Origin of the sequence: Nostoc sp. 'Lobaria pulmonaria (5183) cyanobiont' (genome assembly GCF_002949795.1) — a bacterium.
In the GTDB taxonomy this organism is placed as follows: domain Bacteria; phylum Cyanobacteriota; class Cyanobacteriia; order Cyanobacteriales; family Nostocaceae; genus Nostoc.
Genome location: NZ_CP026692.1, coordinates 3,635,024 through 3,652,052 on the forward strand (window position 1 = coordinate 3,635,024; position 17,029 = coordinate 3,652,052).

Genomic DNA, 17,029 nt, shown 5'->3' on the forward strand with positions numbered 1-17,029 from the left:
AACAGTCAAGTCAAGCATAACTATTAACTATTGACTGTTGACTATGAACTATTATGGGGTTTTTTGCAACTCCGGTCGTTCTTCTGGAAGAATCGCCCCTTCTACTGGGCAAACTTGGAGACAGATGCCACAGTCGATGCAAGTGGCAAAGTCAATCCAGTACCAATCAGTTCCCTTGGCATTTTTGCCTGGGCCATCATGAATACAAGCTACTGGACAGGCATCTACGCAGTCAGCGACGCCTTCACAAACTTCTGTAACAATTGTATGCGGCATGTTCTCGATTCCCTCTCTTGTGTATCGGCTGTTTCTAGCCTAGCAGGGGAGTGGGGACTGGGGATTGGAGATACTGGTGTCAAGGTGAGTCTGCATAAGACTGCAATTTTTATTCATTACTAGTAGTCTGTCAATAAATAATTGAGGGATAAAGACGCTTCAATTTGATTCGTGCATCTGCGGTAGTATAATGTCAGGCGTTTTGCCCATACCTTGTGTGCCACGCCAGAATATGCAGAAGACGCGCTCCAAGAAACGTTGTGGATTATGTCGCGCAAGATTGGTTCCTTACGAGTAGCTAGTGCCTTTATTTCGTGGCTATTTATGATCGTCAAGCACGAGTGCTATCGCTTACTCAGAATTAGGCAGAAAGAATTGCCACTTGATACTGTCCCAGAACCACCAGACGAACGTGAACAAAGTAGGGATCGAGTGCATATCGCACAGGACATTTCGATCGCTATTAAAAACTTACCCCTTATCTACCGAGAAGTGATTGTCATGCGCGATCTAGAAGAAATGACAACGGCAGAGGTAGCCACAACTTTGGGTATTACTGTGGAAGCAGTTAAGAGTCGCCTCCACAGAGCAAGAAATATCTTGAAAACAACGCTAAACTCACCAGAATAAGCAGGCATCTGCTTTCAAGACTTCTTCTGTCAAGATAGAGGCATTTTCATTCCAACGATCGCATTTTACTTTGAGCATCCCTGTTTCATTCTCTACACCCACTTATTCACGGTCAACGGATGCTATTAGCGAAATATTTCTTAACATTGCCAAACCCTACAAATGCTAAAGCGAGCAGATGTTTAGATTTTAATACAATCCAATCAAATGGATTTACCATATTTAAACCTCTATTGAACGTTTGTTACAGGAATTATTTTTAATGATTTGAAATTAGGTAAAGCTAGTATTATCGCTACTCACTATCTTTTATGGCAGCTAATATCTAACTAAAATACTAGTCATAGTTTTGAAACTCACACTGGCAATAATGAAACGTGCGCTGAAACCACCTTCCATCCTTCGGTAAACTTGTACCAAGTCTGGCTTTGTCGCCCGAAACGCTCTAGACCATTGATGATTCGGCGAAATTCTAAAGTTACTGTTGCTGCATCTTTCCCAAAGGTTACAACCTTGAGATTCAAGATTTCTCGCTCTATTTTTGGGCTTGGTCGATTCTGGCGAAAGTTACGAATTTCATCACCGCCATAGAGGTTTTCTGTGATGCCGAACCGCACTACTTCGGGCGCATCCCAAAACAAGCTGTCCATCACTTCTAAATTGTTATTACAAAGAGCTTCTTCATACTTGAGGTACAAATCAGTTACTTCAGCGACAATAGTAGGGTCATTTATAGTAGTCATTGTTTTTACCAATTTTTGGTGTTATGGCTGATTATGCACTCTTTCAAATAGCCAGAGCTATTTTTCTTTTAAGCTCCTTCAGTACGTAGATTCAGACGAACCAGATCGCGGAAGGTGGAGATTTGTTGCATAAAGAAAATTGAGCCTGCAATACAAATACTTGCACCAAGGATGACAGTATTGCTACTACCAATTTTGCTTGCTAGTGCGCCAGCTATTAAGTTACCTATAGGTACTGCGCCTGTAGATGCCATAACATAAAGACCTGTAATTTGTCCGCGATTTTCATCACTCACCAACAACTGAAGCAAAGTGCGTCCGGCAATTATCTGCAAAATAAAGCCGAAACCAGCTGTAAATAATGAGAGCAGTGAAAGCCAGAATACACGAGATAGGGCAAAAATAATCAAGCTTACTCCCATAAAACATATACCCAATGCTAGAACTTTACCCGATTCCAGTACATTGCTGTGCTTAGTTAAATAGATACCACCTGCTAAGGTTCCCAAACTGGAAGCTGTCATCAAGAAGCCGAAGGTGTTAGGGCCACCCTGCAAAATCTCTTTGGCAAAAATCGGTCCCAAGGCTAAGTAAAATCCCCACACACAGCAGACTAAAGCCGAACCAATCAAGACTGAGCGAATTGGCAAAAACCCAAAGGCATATTTAAAACTAGTTTTTAATTCTTCTAAAGGTTTGCGTGTGGAAATGATGGCTTTTCTAGATGTCAGCCGTATTGCTAGGAGGGCAATAATTACAGCGATGTAACTGATGCTATCAATCAGGAAACATAGCCCCGATCCCAGCACCACAATCAACAAACCTGCGTGGTTTGTAACCGAGTTCAGAGACCGCATACTGAATACAACTAGTAATGCCAGGTTTAGGATCTGTCAAAGTCCCGTCAAGATCAAAAAGGATAGCAGAGAAAGGCATATCTTAATTCCCAATTTAACCCCTAAGTTTGAGCGATTTAATAAAGCCTTCTGCACTAAGTAAGGCGATGCCCAATGTGACAACACCAATCCCCACACTTTGAATCACGTTTAAAGTTTCGCTAATGGTTATCCATGCAACTAGCGCCGTCAATGCTGGACTGCTAGAGCCGATTATGGAAGCGGTAGAAGCGCCAACCATCCGAATCCCCACATTGTTTAGAGTGTGTCCGAGAAAGCTGACAAGACCGGAAAATATGCTACCAATCCATAGGGGTGTCCAATCAAGTTGGGCGTTATTAGCTGGCCAGAACAGTAAGCTAACACCAGAAAGCAATAGAGTGGAGGCAAAACTGATCCAGGTAAAGGGAATTGGATGGAATTTTTCTAAACATTTTTGAGCAATGATGCAATAAAAGGCATAAACAATTCCAGCGCCAAAACTAGCGAAAATGCCGATCGCAATGGTATGACTGGTGTAGGTGGCAGAAGATTGAGGAATGGTGAGAGCGCTTCCCACCAGAATAATAGCCATTACCAGCCAACGGAACAATGTGGGGCGATCGCCAAAAAACCTCCAAGACAACAGCGCTGTAAATACGGGGTAGGTGAAGAAAAGGGTCAAAGCAATGCCTGTGGGAATCAAGCCAATAGCAATGTAGAGTGAGGCAATATACACAAACATCAGCACCCCACAGCCAAGAGCTTGAATCAGAACATCCCTGCGATCGCGGGTAAACAAGTCTTGAAATTCTTTAAGAGCAGATGGATATAGCTTGAATGATAGAGATGCCATGAGTGGAACTACCAGCAGCATTCGCATGAACATCAGCAAGAATGAATTTTGCAAATCCGGTTTAACGTATCCACCGAGTAAAAATAAACCTAGTACGAGATGTTCTGAAAACAAAACTCGGACAGTAACGTTGTGAAACGTCAAAACAAAGGAGGATAGTAGAACCGTTAGGATGCCCAACACGATAAAAAGTTTCCTTAGAGACGACCTGATTGTATTGTTAAAACCTAACAAACCAGATGAAGTTTGAGGAAATCAAAGCCGTCGCTTTAAAAACACTGCCTGTTGTTCAATCAAAACTATGCCAAGGAACCGACGCCCACAAGTTCAGGAGCAATTTTTGTGGTGAACTGGTTCACCGGACGGGGTAAACCAAGATTCTCGCGCAGGGTTCGACCTTCATACTCAGTACGAAATATTCCTCGACGTTGCAGTTCGGGAATTACCAAGTCCACGAATTCATCTAAACCCCCAGGTAGCCAGGGTGGCATAATGTTAAATCCATCAGCCCCACCATTAACAAACCAATCTTCTAACTGATCGGCAATATGTTCTGGTGTTCCGAGAATCGTTCGATGTCCCCGCGTACTTATGCTTTTTTCGTTCTCCTGTTTGCAACAACAAAATGTTAGTTATTAGGACTCTGGTCTTGTTGCTTGGATGGAGGGTAGTTTAGAGAATTCATCGTACCAATTAGCAAGTTTTGAATATTTTTGCCGCCATTGGAGATTGGGAAGACGGATCTCTAGTCCCAGTGCAGAGGCGAGGGTTATATGATCAAGTTTTGGAGTTTGGTCGAGTTTATCTGATATCTTCTCGAAATAGTCCAAAATTCTCAACGCCCGCTCACGCTCAAACTCGATCGCCCCAGGAGACTGCTCACTGTGGGGACGCCTTAACTCCCGCACCCAGACAGCAATACCATCTATGAACCCACTAGTCATACCTTCGAGTTGCTGTAAAAAGCCATTAGAATTGTCAGCAACTAGTTTAATTTCAGGATTTAAGTGATTCAGATAAGCGCATATTATACGTGTTTCACTCAAGATAAATCCGTCGTCAGTCGCTAGAGTTGGTACTTTACCTGTAGGGTTGTAATTCAATAGGTCGCTGTTTGGATCTCGTGCAATAACTTTTTGCGTTTCGATGCGATGTCTACGACGGGCTACGCCTACGCACAGATTCAGTTCTAGTCTTGCTACCCGTGCAATGCGTGCATAGGGAGAGTTAGGTGTATAAAAGAGTTTCATAAAAAAGTGCGATCGTCATTAGATATTAAGTTCAAACGTCAATCGTTTTAACATTTGAAAAAATCTGGTTAAAAAATTAGGAAATGTCTGAAAGATATTTCAGTGGTATCTACTAGTCTGTCAAGTTTAAATTGATGGATAAGCAAGTTCGTAGTGAGTTAGCGCGGTCTTGGGGGTTTCCCCCATGAGCGACTAACTTTCCCGTTGGGTAAGGAATTTAGTTCTTATTTTCTAACCACTAAACTGCTTACTACAAACCCTCAAAACTAGCTTGACAAATTGCTATTTTGAGTCTATATCCAAACTCAGTGGAAGGTTAAGCCAGCAAAGGGGAGTGGAGTTCAAAGACTCATCTGCGAGTATCAAAGACTCGTTGGCGAGTATCAAAGACTCATCCGCGAGTATCAAAGACTCATCCGCGAGTATTAAAGACTCGTCGGCGAGTATCAAAGACTCGTCGGCGAGTATCAAAGACTCATCCGCGAGTATCAAAGACTCATTCACGAGTATCAAAGACTCATCCCCTACTCCCAATGCCCAACTATTATGCAGTTACCGCCTCACGTCGATTGTACTCAGAAGCATCTCCTTTAATCGCCTCACTTTGTTTACCATCGATGCCAACTGGGAGATCGCCGACAATTGTCACGCGTTGAACGTGGCGGGGCTGGTCGCCGTAATCTGCGATCGCATAATGTTGAGTAGCCCGGTTATCCCAAAAGGCTACGTCACCAACTTGCCAACGCCACCGGACTGTGTTCTCAGGACGTGTGATATATGCTTGCAACAGTCGCAGAATGTCATCTGATTCAGTTGTTGATAAGCCACGGAACTGGCGCACAAATCCGCCGATGAATAGCCCACGCTCCCCAGATTCGGGATGAACGCGTACAACTGGGTGCAGAGTCTCGTATACAGTCGAGGTGAAGACAGCCCGGTAAGCTTTGGCATCTTCAGATAGGTCAAATGCAGTAGCATAGTCGTATTTGTTGCTATGTACTGCCCAAAGTTGGTCGGCAAGATTACGCAGATGGATAGATAAATCTTGGTACGCGGTCACGGAGTTTGCCCAGATTGTATCGCCACCAGTTGGCGGAATGTCAAGCGCTCGTAAGATAGAGCCGAGAGGAGGACGGTCTACAAATGTTACATCAGTATGCCAGCTATTGGCGCGGGAAGTGGTACGCCCATAATTCAGGTCTAAGACTTCTGGATTTTCTGGAAGCGATGGTACGGTGGGGTGGGCTGTAGTGAGTTCACCGAAGCGACGAGCGAAGGCGACTTGTCCATCAGCATCGAGTTGTTGCTGATCACGGAAAAAGATCACTTTGTATTTGACTAGAGTCTTGCGAATATCGCTGATGATGTCATCACTGAGTTTAGAACTCAGATTAACACCAATAATTTCAGCACCGATACGTCCTGCAACTGGTTTGATATCAAAGTATTGAGAACCCATGTTTTTATCTCCAAGAAGTTTATGTTTTTACAAGAGTAGAGACGCGATTCATCACGTCTCTACTTTTAAACACCAGGGGTAGATCCGCCATCAACGATAATCTCTGTTCCTGTAATCGATGCAGCAAGATCAGACACCAAAAATAGCGCCAGCGCGGCAATTTCTTCTGGCTGGGCGATTCTTTTTAAAGGAATACTTTGGATATTTTGTGCCTTCACTTGCTCAACGGTGATGCCTTGCGCTTGGGCATTTTGCCGAGCTAAAGTCTCGGCACGCTCAGTAGCTGTAGCACCAGGGGAGATAGCGTTAATGCGAATTTTGTACTCGGCTAGCTCTTTAGAAATGCCCTTTGTGAAGTTCAGTAAAGCAGCATTGCTTGTACCACCAGCTAGGAAGTTCGGACGAGGTGTCCGTCCTGCACCACCGACTATATTGACAATCCGCCCATCACCGCGACTTTTTTGATGGGGAACGACGGCTCTAACTAAGCGGATATAGCCCAATAATTTTAAGTTCCAAGCATCCAAAAATAAATCATCAGTGGATTCTAGGAAAGACCCAGCACGGGCTGATCCGGCATTGTTAATCAAAATATCAATCTGATTAAACTGGGCCAATGTTGTGGAGACAACTTTCTCAACATCCTCTGCTTTCGTTAAATCAGCGCTGATGGCAATAACTTTAGCGCCAGGAGTTGGTAAAGACTGGATGGCAGCTACTGCATTTTCTAGTCTTTCTTGATTGCGGGCTGCGTAGCTTGCCGCCGTAGGCATCGCTACATTCACACCCTCACTATAGAGTGCTTTGGCAGTAGCTAATCCAATTCCCGCACTTCCTCCTGTAACGATCGCTGTTTTACCTGATAGTTTTAGTTCTAAACTCATACAAACTACCCTCAAAAATGTAATTTACTTGCGAACCAATAATATTGCTGATTCAGAGCCTGTATTGTGGATATCCAAGATGGCTTGATTTTCCCCAGAGGTGCAGCCCAGAAGTATTTTGATTTCTGTATCCCGTTTTTCCAAGTCAACACTACAAATGACGGCGGTGACTTTTTTGCTAGACAAACTACCTATCCAGACATTAATATCGGCTCCATCTCCAGAGCGAGTATTTTCCAAGTATCCATAGTCCAATGGATAAACAAAGGATGGATAACGTGGATGTGATGTCCCTTTTGGGCGATCTATCTTGAGATTACTAATGGCTACAAGCTGATCTAGTTTGAACCAGAAGTCAGTACTATCCCTCATACCATCTGCTATTGCTCAATTGGAAATGTGCAACACAGCTTTGCCAGGAAAACGCCTATCGAGTAGTTGTTGGGCCACGTCAGCTATTTGTGTCCAAGAAGCTTCTAAATCAATGTGAGGATGTAACTCACCTGCTTCTACTAGACTCAAAAGCCGTTTTAGACCGACTGCTGCTGATTCAAATCTCAATTCATCGAACAGACGTAAACCATACAGGCTCACGCTACCAGTCCCAAAAAATTGAGCCGCGTTGAATGTTACTTCATCTCCCCCTGATACTCCATACAGCACAGTTTTTCCATCCTGTGCCAGTAAGCCAAGGGCTACCCCCAAAGTCTTGCCACCTACTGACTCTACAATTAGATCGTAGGGGCCGTACTCGCTGGCGGGTGAAAGGTCTTCGCCAATCACCACCGATTGCGCTCCTGCTTCTCTAACTAGAGTTTCATAGCCAGCTTGACGAATATGTGCCACAACTTGCGCTCCTGACAGTTGCGCCAATTGGATAGCGAAGTAACCAACGCCTCCTGATGCACCTGTAACCAGAACTGTCCGACCCAAAAGTGAACCACCTTTTAAGACTGCATGGTATGCAGTTAAACCTGCTACAGGCAGTGTGGCGGCTTGAGCAAAAGATACTGATGGCGGCACTACTGCTAAGGCGTTAGTAGGAACAGACACGAGTTCTGCCCAAGCACCGGCACGGCGCAAGCCAACTACACGCGCCCCTTGGGGAGGCCCCGAACCATCGGCGGCGGGGATTTCCACTACACCTGCTAAGTCCCAACCAGGCTGCCAACCAGCCTCAGCAGTGGTTGAACGTTTTATCTCTCCCCGATTGAGGGAAATGGCCGCTACCTGCACTAGAGCTTCATCTGGGGCAGGTTTTGGTGCAGTCACTTCACTCAGTGCCAAACGCCCTGGCACATTGGGATCAATAATCACAGCACGTATTTTGCTCATAAGGTTGCCCTAGCTTAGAGATTAATTTCTAGTTCGTTGGTTCGCAATATACTACCTGTAATAAATAATCTCGATAGATTAGCTATTTATTCTTAACTGCAAATCCTTGCAACTAGGTTAACGAAATTTAATAAACAACGGTATCTTGATAAAGTTACAGTATTTTGCGTTCGTAATAAAGAAACTTATCACAAACAGCCAGAAGAATCAAGCACCTGTGAAAATATTTGTTTTATCTATTGCTGCATTGTCAGCTAGTCGCATCAACCTTCTAGCTTACTCTATGACCAGCCTTCTGTCGGGCATCTATGGATTTTGCTATGCAGTATGGGAAAATTTAAAATTAATAACTTTTATCTTTTTTATTTGATAAAAATCAAGCTTTATTCCCGGATAAGTATTTTAAACATCACTACATTATTATTTACTAATCTGCTAGTAAAAAGTCAGCAATATGTATCATCAAATATCCTATTGAAAATATCTAAAATTAGCACTTTGGTAGTAAAAATTCCAGGATAATCGATTGAGTCTGTAATTTCTCAACTGCGGGACTCTTTGCAACAACAGGTGGGTGTGATGATTCCGTTAATTGTCACGGCAGGTATTTGCGATCGCACTGACATCGATCGCATGTTGGCAAAAGATATCATCACAGAAGCAAAAGCAGAGGTTGGTGAAGCAAGAATGAAATCGGCTGAACCGACGAAACTTAGTCATTGAGCGTAAGCCTAGCCCGTCTTAGACATCGCTTTGCCCAAACGATACCGGAAAAAGTTAGCTCTCCATAACCCTTTTTCTCTCGTTCGGCTGATTAATTTTTCTGGCGACCCCACCATAATAAGCAGATATAAAATAGCCAAAAGAAAAACTCGTGACTGAAGAATTAAAGAAAGGCGATCGGGTAAAGTGGAATACATCACAGGGTGAAACTACTGGCAAAGTAGAAAAAAAATTAACTTCACCCATAGATATAAGTGGACATCATGTTGCTGCCTCAAAGGATAATCCACAATATCTAGTGAAAAGCGACAAAACTGGCAAAGAAGCTGCTCATAAATTCGATGCTCTTGAAAAAATTGAAGACTAATGTAGCGTTATGAGTACTGTACCGCGGTTACTCCTGTATTTTGAGTGAGTCCATGTGATAAGACAAGCGATGGATTCGTAAAATTTGATGTTTCTGTGTTGGGTCGCTGCCATCTGAGTAAAGGCAAAACGGTTTGTCTTTTAATGTCGCTCATCTCTCAATTCCTACATTTTCTAGATTAATTAATGAACCTCTTATCTATTGCATTCCAGTATCTTGTATACAAAAATTTAACTATTTTATTGACATACTTATGTATAGACTTTAGTCTAGTTCCCGGTGCAAAAGTGTTGAACGAATTAGATATAAAACTTTGTTAATAACCAATAGTTCTGTGTTACAACTATATTTTTATAGCAAAGTAAAATATTAAAAGTTTGCTCGTTTTTTGGGGAAACTAATATTTCAGTAAACTAAGTTTTTGGGATGTTAAAAAATTTAAAATTTAGCAGGAATATTTATTTTTGAGAGTGCCTCAACTAATAATAGTTAAATTATGAGCAATAATTCCCCAGCCAACCCAACGAGAGAATCCCAATTCTCCCCAATATAAAAAGTCACTGTACACGATGATCCGGAATTGTTTAGCCCATATTTGGGCTGTAATGGTTGATTAGAAACTTCTTGCTTCTAGTCTTGCCTGAAGGGGGATAGAAACAATAAATTCAGCCCCTCCTCCTAAAACTGATACACATTCCAACTGTCCTCGATGCTTATTAGTCACAATCTGGTAACTAATAGATAACCCTAAACCAGTGCCTTTCCCAACAGGTTTTGTGGTAAAAAAGGGTGTGAAGAGTTGCGTTTGCACATTTTCACCGATACCAGAACCGTTGTCAGCAATGCGAATGACGGCGACATTGCCTTCAATAGTAGTACGAATTGTAATGATACTTGGCTGACGTGCGATATCGGCATAAGTCCGGTGTTCGTTAAATTCCTCTAAAGAGTCGATCGCATTTGCCAGTAGGTTCATAAATACCTGATTGAGTTGGCCAGGGTAACACTCTACAGGTGGCAGGTTGCCGTACTCCTGTATTACCTGAATTCCGGGAGAGTCTGGTTGGGGTTTGAGCCGATTTTGCAAAATCATTAGGGTGCTATCAATACCGTCATGGATATCAACGGCTTTGACTTCAGCTTCGTCTAGGCGGGAAAAGTTTCGTAAAGATAATACAATCTGGCGAATGCGATCAGTTCCTACTTGCATTGAAGCCAACAGCTTAGGTAAGTCTTCCATCAAAAAATCTAAGTCAACCGCATCTATCTGATTCTGAACTTTAGGCGGTAAATTCTGGTTTTGCTGTTGATAAAGTTCTACTACACTCATCAAGTCTTTGACATAATTATTAACGTAAGTAAGGTTGCCGTAGATAAAGCTGACTGGGTTATTAATTTCGTGAGCAACGCCTGCCACCAACTGCCCCAAGCTAGACATTTTTTCGCTTTGCACCATCTGAGACTGGGTGAGCTTCAATTCATCGAGCGTGTGTTCTAGCTGCTTTGCTTTCTCACGCGCTTGTGTTTCCGAAATCTCTAACTCCTGGGAGTATATGTGCAAATTTGTGTAGAGGCGAGCATTTTCTATAGAGATGGAAACTTGTGAAGTCAATAGGTTCAGTACCTCTAGTCGCTCTGCGGTAAAGGCTCCGGTGGTGAGGTTATTTTCTAGGTAAAGAACTCCAGTTAGCTTACCCTGGTGAGCAAAAGGCGAACACAAAACTGATTTAGGTTGATTGGCAATAATATAGTTGTCACTCACAAAACGCTCTGTGTGACTAGCATCGTCTAAAACCAAATTTTCTTTTGTTCTTTCAACATAGTTAATCAGTAAAACTGGCAATTTATGCTTTACTTGTACCAGACTGGACGATCGCACTGTCAATTGATCTCGATCAATGCTTCCTTCAGCTTCAATCACCCACTGGTTCTCCCGTTTTACAAGTAAATAACCCATTTGGGCCCCAGCATTCTCGATCGCGATCGTCATCATTTTCTCCAGCAGCCGACTTAGCTCCATCTCGCTTGAGAGTGCTTGCGATGCTTTAATCGCTGTGGTTAAATCTAGAGTTTGGGTTTTAGCTTCAGAAATATCCCGAATCTGCTTTGTAGCCGTACCCCGCCCATTAACCTCCCCAACTGTATCTGTAAAAAGTTGGGAATATTGTTCGTCTAGTTGCTGCACTTTACCCGTAGCTTCCCACTTTAGATAGCGATAACGGGCTTCTTTAAAATAAACTTTGGCAAAGTTTGTTCTATCCTTGGCTAAGTAAAATCGAAATGCGAGTTCGTTTGCTAAGGCTTCATTTTGTAAATAACCGTTTTCGGCAGCAGAAGCGATCGCCTTGTCATACAGCTCCATTGCCTGATAATCTTGTTGGTAAATCCGAGCCACTTCAGCTTGAATCAGCAGGAACTTGTGTTGATAATTGGTTGGGCAGTGCATTGCCCATTGCTGGAATTTTTCTAAGTTGGCATTTAGTTTATGCAGATAAATGACTTGAGTTGCGGTATCAGCCTCTGCATAAGCCCCTGCTAAGGCAATACTTTGGTGAAAATAGAAAACAGGATTAATAAAAATTCCTCGCGCTCCCCCAACAAATTTTTCTGCATTCTCTGCATATTCAACAGCTTTGATATATTCTCCATACCAGTTACAGAGCGCAAGTTTATAGATGTAAACTACAAATGCACTCAACATATCCGAAGATGCCAACGCAAACTCTAGCACTTGTTGTTCATCTGCCCAAGTTCCAAGAAGTTGGTCAATCTTGCCTGCTGGCTTAGTCAGGTTAGCGATCGCTTCCATAGCCAGCAGATGATAGTTCAACATATTTTTGTCAATCTTGCGAAGAGTGGGAATAAAATCTTCGGCTATTTCTGCGGTTTTTTCCAAAGATTCATTCCCAAATAACGATTGCCACAAAAAATTAACTGAACAATAACCAGACCATTGGTAAGAACCTGTTTCTAAACCACTATTAAATCCCTTTAGTAAATAAGGTTTTGCCTGACTAATATGGTCTTTGTAATGACAGATTAAACCTCCCCACATATTCAAAATATTCGCTTCTAATTCCTTCGTTCTTAAAATTTCATGCAAACGCAGAGATAGCTCACCAAACTCATAACCTGAATCTACCTCACCATATTGAAATACTAAGTTGAAGGAATACAGCATGTAACCAAATACCGAAATTCGGGAGTTGCCATACTTAACTGAAAGTTGAGTTATGTTCATAGATGTGATATGCAACGCTTTAGATCCTAAAAAGTAGGCAATAGGCCAGACTTCTTTTAAGATGCGTTGAGCCATTAACTTCTCTTCGTCTTGCATTGGCGGTAGTTCTGCGAGACTAAAAGTTGAGCGATCGCCAATAATTTTTTTTGTTTGATTAAGTTTTGCCAACAGATATGCATCATCGGGATAAGCTGTAAACTTTAAGCCTAAAAGTTCCAAGGTGTTTAACCCAATTTTATATGCAGAGTTTAAATCATTCTCCATCCGATAACACATAATCCGATATTCATTCACCCGACACATATCAAGAGTAGTTTGAACCTGGCTGAAAGTCTGCTCAAAAATCAGCAAAGCTTCCTCATATTTTCCATTTAAAAATTCTGCTTCTCCAGATTGTAAATATAAAGTTAAGGTAAGTAAATAATTATCTTGCCAGCTATTTTCAGGTAGATAACTCATCCCTGTCTCTAGCAATTTGAGTGCAGTGACAAACGCCGAAGATGATTTTGCCCGTTGACCTGCTTTCAGATTTAATTCTGCCAGTTCATATCTTTCTACTGATTCCACAATCAATGAACTACCAGCATTGAGATGGTTGACAATATCAAAAAGATGTTCTTCTAACTGGGCTTTTTCAGTATTATGTAATAGTAATTTTCCCACCTTTAGGTGTACTTGTTGTTGCTGGTCGGTTGGAATTAAAAAATAGGCAGCTTGCTGAACGCGATCGTGCAAAAACTTATAGTCAACTTCTACAGCAGTATTGCAGTATATTGCCAATTCAGACTGATTCAACAACTGAGGAATTTTGTAAGTATCGCTTAAGGGAAGAATTAATCCCGCTCGCAAAGCTTCCCATAAATCAATTGCTGTTGCTGATGGAGATTTTTCGTTTACTACAGCTAGAATTTCTAAATTAAAACGGTTGCCAACACAAGCAGCTAATTGTAAAACTTGCTGCGTCGGTTCTGACAGCCTCTGAATTTTATTCACCATTAAATCGACAACATTATCGGTAATGGCTTGTGACTGAATTTTGTTGAGATCCCACTTCCAGAAACCCGAATGATAATCAAATGTCAAGAGATTATCTTGATGAAGTACTTTTAGTAACTGAGTTAAGAAAAAGGGATTACCTTGGGTTTTTTGAAACAGCAAATCGGCTAAAGGTTCTGCCTGAGATGATTCACAATTGAACGTGTCAGTAACCAGTTGAGTAATATGAGGTGTTGCTAATGGCTTCAAAAGCAACTCTTCAACGGTTGCCCCAAATGCTTGAATTGTCTCTAGCATTAGCATCAGCGGATGGGTGGGACTAACTTCGTTATCTCGATAAGCCCCAATCAGCAAGAGATACTGACTTTCTGGGTCAGTCATCAGATTCTCGACCAGGTTCACAGAGGCAGCATCTGCCCATTGGAGGTCATCTAAAAACAGTACTAAGGGATGGAGAGCAGCAGTAAAGGCATGGATAAATTGCTTAAACACCCGATTAAAACGGTTTTGAGACTCAGCAACCCCCAACTGCGGTACAGGCGCTTGCTGCCCAATAATCAGTTCTACTTCCGGGATGACATCAATAATAACTTGACCGTTAGCTCCCAATGCTCGTAGTAATTTATTTTTCCAAACCTCAACTCTGGCTTGACTTTCAGCTAACAGTTGTCGCATCAATTCTCGAAATGCCTGAATTAAAGAAGCATAAGGAATATCTCGCTTAAGTTGGTCAAATTTGCCACCGATAAAGTAACCTCGTTGCCGCACAATCGGTTTGTGAACTTCGTTAACTAGTGAGGATTTGCCGATACCAGAATATCCTCCTACCAACACAACTTCGCTAGAACCAAGGCTAACTTTTTCAAAGGCAGCCATTAAAGCCGCCACTTCTACTTCCCGACCGTAAAGTTTTTGAGCTATTTGGAATTGATGCGAAAAATCTTGCTGACCTAAATTAAAAAGGTCAATGCTGCCTTTTGTTTGCAGTTGTATCGCTGCTTGCTCTAGGTCAGCCTTTAACCCGTAAGCACTCTGATAGCGGTCTTCAGCAGTTTTGCTCAGAAGTTTCATTGCGATCGCAGAGATTGCCAGTGGTACTTTAGGATTAATCTCGTGCGGAGCTACTGGGATTTTCGCAATGTGACAATGCACCAACTCCATTGGGTCTTGGGCATTTTGGAAGGGGAGCTGACCTGTCAGCATTTCGTAGAAAATTACACCTAATGAGTAAAAATCTGTACGATAATCTAAGGTTCGGTTGATGCGTCCAGTTTGCTCAGGCGACATATAAGCCAGCGTTCCTTCTAGGAGGTTGAGGCTACTGATTTCTGGGCTTTCTTTTGATAACAGCGAAGCGATGCTGAAGTCAATCAGTTTTATTTTTTCGGTATTGGGGTTATAAAGAATGTTTTCGGGCTTAAGATCCTTATGGATAATGTGGTGGGTATGTAACTCTCCCAAAGTTTCAGTAATTTGTTCGGCAATGTTAAGAAATTTTGTAAGTTCAACTCCTGTAGTAGATATCTGATGTTTTAAGGTTTCTCCACCAAAGTCTTCTAAAACCAGTGCTAGACCATTATTGTAGCCGTTGTCATAATTGATTAATTCATGGGCTTTAATTACACCTGCAATATTCAGGTTTTGGATAATTTCGTATTCGTGTTTGAGTTGAGCAATCTCTTTGATAGTGGGATACTCTGCTTTAAGCAGTTTGATCACAACTGAGCATTCCTTAGCCTTGGAGTATGCTCGATAAATTACTGTGGCAGCAGCCTCATAAATTAAACTTCTAATACTATAGTCAGGGATGTGAGCAATTAATTTAAACATTAATACTTGTCTGAATGTTGTTTTCTAATAAATTTTGGTGGTTCCTATGATAGTTCCCAGAATACAAGTCAAGTTAACTCTTCAAATGCTAATTAAGGAAAAATTAGCGAGGCTGATCTTTACCAGGACGCAATGACTATAAACTTTTTCATACAGTGTATGCAGATCCTTTTTCTACGTACCCTCTCCCAATTTGGGAGAGGGGAGCATAATTCTCCAGTTCCCCGAATCCCAACATGGGATTCGGGGTTAGGGGATGAGGGCAACTCTAGAACGCTTTCTCTTACCTAACTTTTACCTGAAGTTGACACCTATGGGCACTGCCGTGCCCCTACACCCCACGATATAATTTTGTACTGCATCTGAATGGGAACCGCTATATGCTTTATTCAGAACGCATAATTAATTTCACCAGCAGATGTCTAATAAATAGCTAACGAACCGTTCCCCGCAGGGCTTCAGCATCAATTGGTTTGATGAGGTAAAGTAACAGCAGATTCCAAACAATTGCTGCAATCAAAGGTAGTTTGCGAATTAGCTTCACCAATTTCGGACTAGAACTGCCTTCAATATCTGCAATTTTCAAGTTATAACCAGCACAGCGTTGCAGACGTGGGAAAAACTTGGGATGTTCGGTATTCAACATTACAGGAAAAGCCCGTCCTGCGGTTTCATTGGTGTTGCGGACAACTTGGATATCAAATTCTGTGGCATCAAGTCCCAATGATTTGTAGAACCCAGAACGTTCATGAACTGTCAGGGTGTGAGTAGCAAACACTGATAGCAAAAAAAAGCGACTCCACAGCCTAGATTTCCAGGTGTTCCAGAGTTGCGGTTGAGAACGCAATAATGCTTTGAATATGTCCCCGTGGCGGTTTTCGTCCTGACACCAACTCTCAAAGTAGCGGAATATGGGGTAAAACTGGTTTTCTGGGTGCTTTTCTAGATGCCTGAAAATAATAATGTAACGCCAGTAGCCAATTTTTTCTGAGAGGTAAACGGTGTAAAGTACCCATTCAATCGGGAAAAATGTATAAGTGCGGGTTTTAGTAACAGTGCCTAAATCAAGGGAGAGTTTAAAATCGGCCATTGCTTTGTTGAGAAATCCGGCGTGGCGGGCTTCATCACGCGCCATCATTTGAAATATTTCCGCTAGCACTGGACTGCGATTTTTTAGCTTGCGGGATAATTCCTTGAAAAGCAAGAAGCCGGAAAATTCAGAAATGCAAGAGCGTTCCAAATACTCTACAAATGCCTGCCTTGCTTCACCGCTAATGTGTTCCCAAGACTGCTCAAACGCTTGATCGCGAACAAAATGGTGGCGGTTGTAGTCTGTCCGCATTTCTGTCAACATCGCCTGCAACTCCGTTTCCTGAGCAGACAAATCCAGCTTGGCTGCGGTTTCAAAATCTGTAGTGTAAAACCGGGGGGTGAGTACAGTTTCTTTGCTGGGGGTTTTAATTTCTGGCTTGGGTAGGGTGTTAACCATGATTAATGAGGCGAGCGAATCAATAGCTATATAACTACAAAGTTATAATAAATATGATTATTTTGCTAGACCTCT

The 17,029-nt window shown here is 42.2% G+C and carries 14 protein-coding genes and 2 pseudogenes; 3 read left to right on the forward strand and 13 right to left on the reverse strand.

The window, feature by feature from the left end; translation table 11 throughout:
- Window positions 1-51 precede the first annotated feature (51 nt).
- Entirely contained in the window at window positions 52-276 is a 225-nt protein-coding gene (locus tag NLP_RS15970) for an indolepyruvate ferredoxin oxidoreductase subunit alpha (protein WP_104907250.1), read from the reverse strand.
- A 204-nt stretch (window positions 277-480) separates the two neighbouring features.
- On the opposite strand from NLP_RS15970, the pseudogene NLP_RS15975 reads away from it, so the two are divergent.
- Window positions 481-906, forward strand: a pseudogene (locus tag NLP_RS15975) (RNA polymerase sigma factor); the annotation flags it as partial.
- 356 nt (window positions 907-1,262) lie between these two features.
- Here the strand turns inward: NLP_RS15975 and hpxZ are convergent.
- From hpxZ to NLP_RS16030, 10 genes and pseudogenes are all read right to left on the reverse strand, one after another.
- Window positions 1,263-1,649, reverse strand: coding sequence for an oxalurate catabolism protein HpxZ (gene hpxZ, locus NLP_RS15980; RefSeq protein WP_104907252.1), 387 nt, complete (start codon window positions 1,647-1,649; stop codon window positions 1,263-1,265).
- Window positions 1,650-1,717: 68 nt separating this feature from the next.
- Window positions 1,718-2,497, reverse strand: coding sequence for an MFS transporter (locus tag NLP_RS15985; RefSeq protein WP_325034764.1), 780 nt, complete (start codon window positions 2,495-2,497; stop codon window positions 1,718-1,720).
- Window positions 2,427-2,585 carry an HAD family hydrolase gene (locus tag NLP_RS35800; RefSeq protein ID WP_325034673.1) on the reverse strand — a complete coding sequence of 53 codons (159 nt, stop codon included), beginning with the start codon at window positions 2,583-2,585 and terminating at the stop codon, window positions 2,427-2,429. Before NLP_RS35800 ends, NLP_RS15985 begins: the two co-directional genes overlap by 71 nt.
- A gap of 15 nt (window positions 2,586-2,600) precedes the next feature.
- Entirely contained in the window at window positions 2,601-3,563 is a 963-nt protein-coding gene (locus tag NLP_RS15995) for a DMT family transporter (protein ID WP_104907254.1), read from the reverse strand.
- A gap of 116 nt (window positions 3,564-3,679) precedes the next feature.
- Window positions 3,680-3,964 (reverse strand): annotated as a pseudogene (locus NLP_RS16000) (nitrilotriacetate monooxygenase); the annotation flags it as partial.
- A 51-nt stretch (window positions 3,965-4,015) separates the two neighbouring features.
- Window positions 4,016-4,630 carry a glutathione S-transferase family protein gene (locus tag NLP_RS16005; protein WP_104907255.1) on the reverse strand — a complete coding sequence of 205 codons (615 nt, stop codon included), beginning with the start codon at window positions 4,628-4,630 and terminating at the stop codon, window positions 4,016-4,018.
- A 544-nt stretch (window positions 4,631-5,174) separates the two neighbouring features.
- Window positions 5,175-6,089, reverse strand: coding sequence for a TauD/TfdA dioxygenase family protein (locus NLP_RS16015; RefSeq protein ID WP_104907256.1), 915 nt, complete (start codon window positions 6,087-6,089; stop codon window positions 5,175-5,177).
- A 65-nt stretch (window positions 6,090-6,154) separates the two neighbouring features.
- On the reverse strand, window positions 6,155-6,973 hold the full coding sequence (locus NLP_RS16020; protein WP_104907257.1) for an SDR family oxidoreductase: 819 nt from the start codon (window positions 6,971-6,973) through the stop codon (window positions 6,155-6,157).
- 24 nt (window positions 6,974-6,997) lie between these two features.
- On the reverse strand, window positions 6,998-7,345 hold the full coding sequence (locus NLP_RS16025) for an inorganic pyrophosphatase (protein ID WP_104907258.1): 348 nt from the start codon (window positions 7,343-7,345) through the stop codon (window positions 6,998-7,000).
- Between the two features lie 15 nt (window positions 7,346-7,360).
- Entirely contained in the window at window positions 7,361-8,308 is a 948-nt protein-coding gene (locus tag NLP_RS16030; protein ID WP_104907259.1) for a zinc-binding dehydrogenase, read from the reverse strand.
- A gap of 558 nt (window positions 8,309-8,866) precedes the next feature.
- On the opposite strand from NLP_RS16030, the gene NLP_RS34205 reads away from it, so the two are divergent.
- Both NLP_RS34205 and NLP_RS16040 read left to right on the forward strand, forming a co-directional pair.
- Window positions 8,867-9,031, forward strand: a complete 165-nt coding sequence (locus NLP_RS34205) for a hypothetical protein (protein ID WP_199784628.1) — start codon at window positions 8,867-8,869, stop codon at window positions 9,029-9,031.
- Between the two features lie 151 nt (window positions 9,032-9,182).
- Window positions 9,183-9,398 carry a DUF2945 domain-containing protein gene (locus NLP_RS16040; protein ID WP_104907260.1) on the forward strand — a complete coding sequence of 72 codons (216 nt, stop codon included), beginning with the start codon at window positions 9,183-9,185 and terminating at the stop codon, window positions 9,396-9,398.
- A gap of 613 nt (window positions 9,399-10,011) precedes the next feature.
- Here NLP_RS16040 and NLP_RS16045 read toward each other — a convergent pair.
- Both NLP_RS16045 and acsF read right to left on the reverse strand, forming a co-directional pair.
- Entirely contained in the window at window positions 10,012-15,465 is a 5,454-nt protein-coding gene (locus NLP_RS16045; protein WP_104907261.1) for a trifunctional serine/threonine-protein kinase/ATP-binding protein/sensor histidine kinase, read from the reverse strand.
- Window positions 15,466-15,898: 433 nt separating this feature from the next.
- Window positions 15,899-16,954: a magnesium-protoporphyrin IX monomethyl ester (oxidative) cyclase gene (gene acsF / locus NLP_RS16050; protein ID WP_104907262.1), complete on the reverse strand. Its 1,056-nt coding sequence runs from the start codon at window positions 16,952-16,954 to the stop codon at window positions 15,899-15,901.
- Window positions 16,955-17,029: the final 75 nt, after the last annotated feature.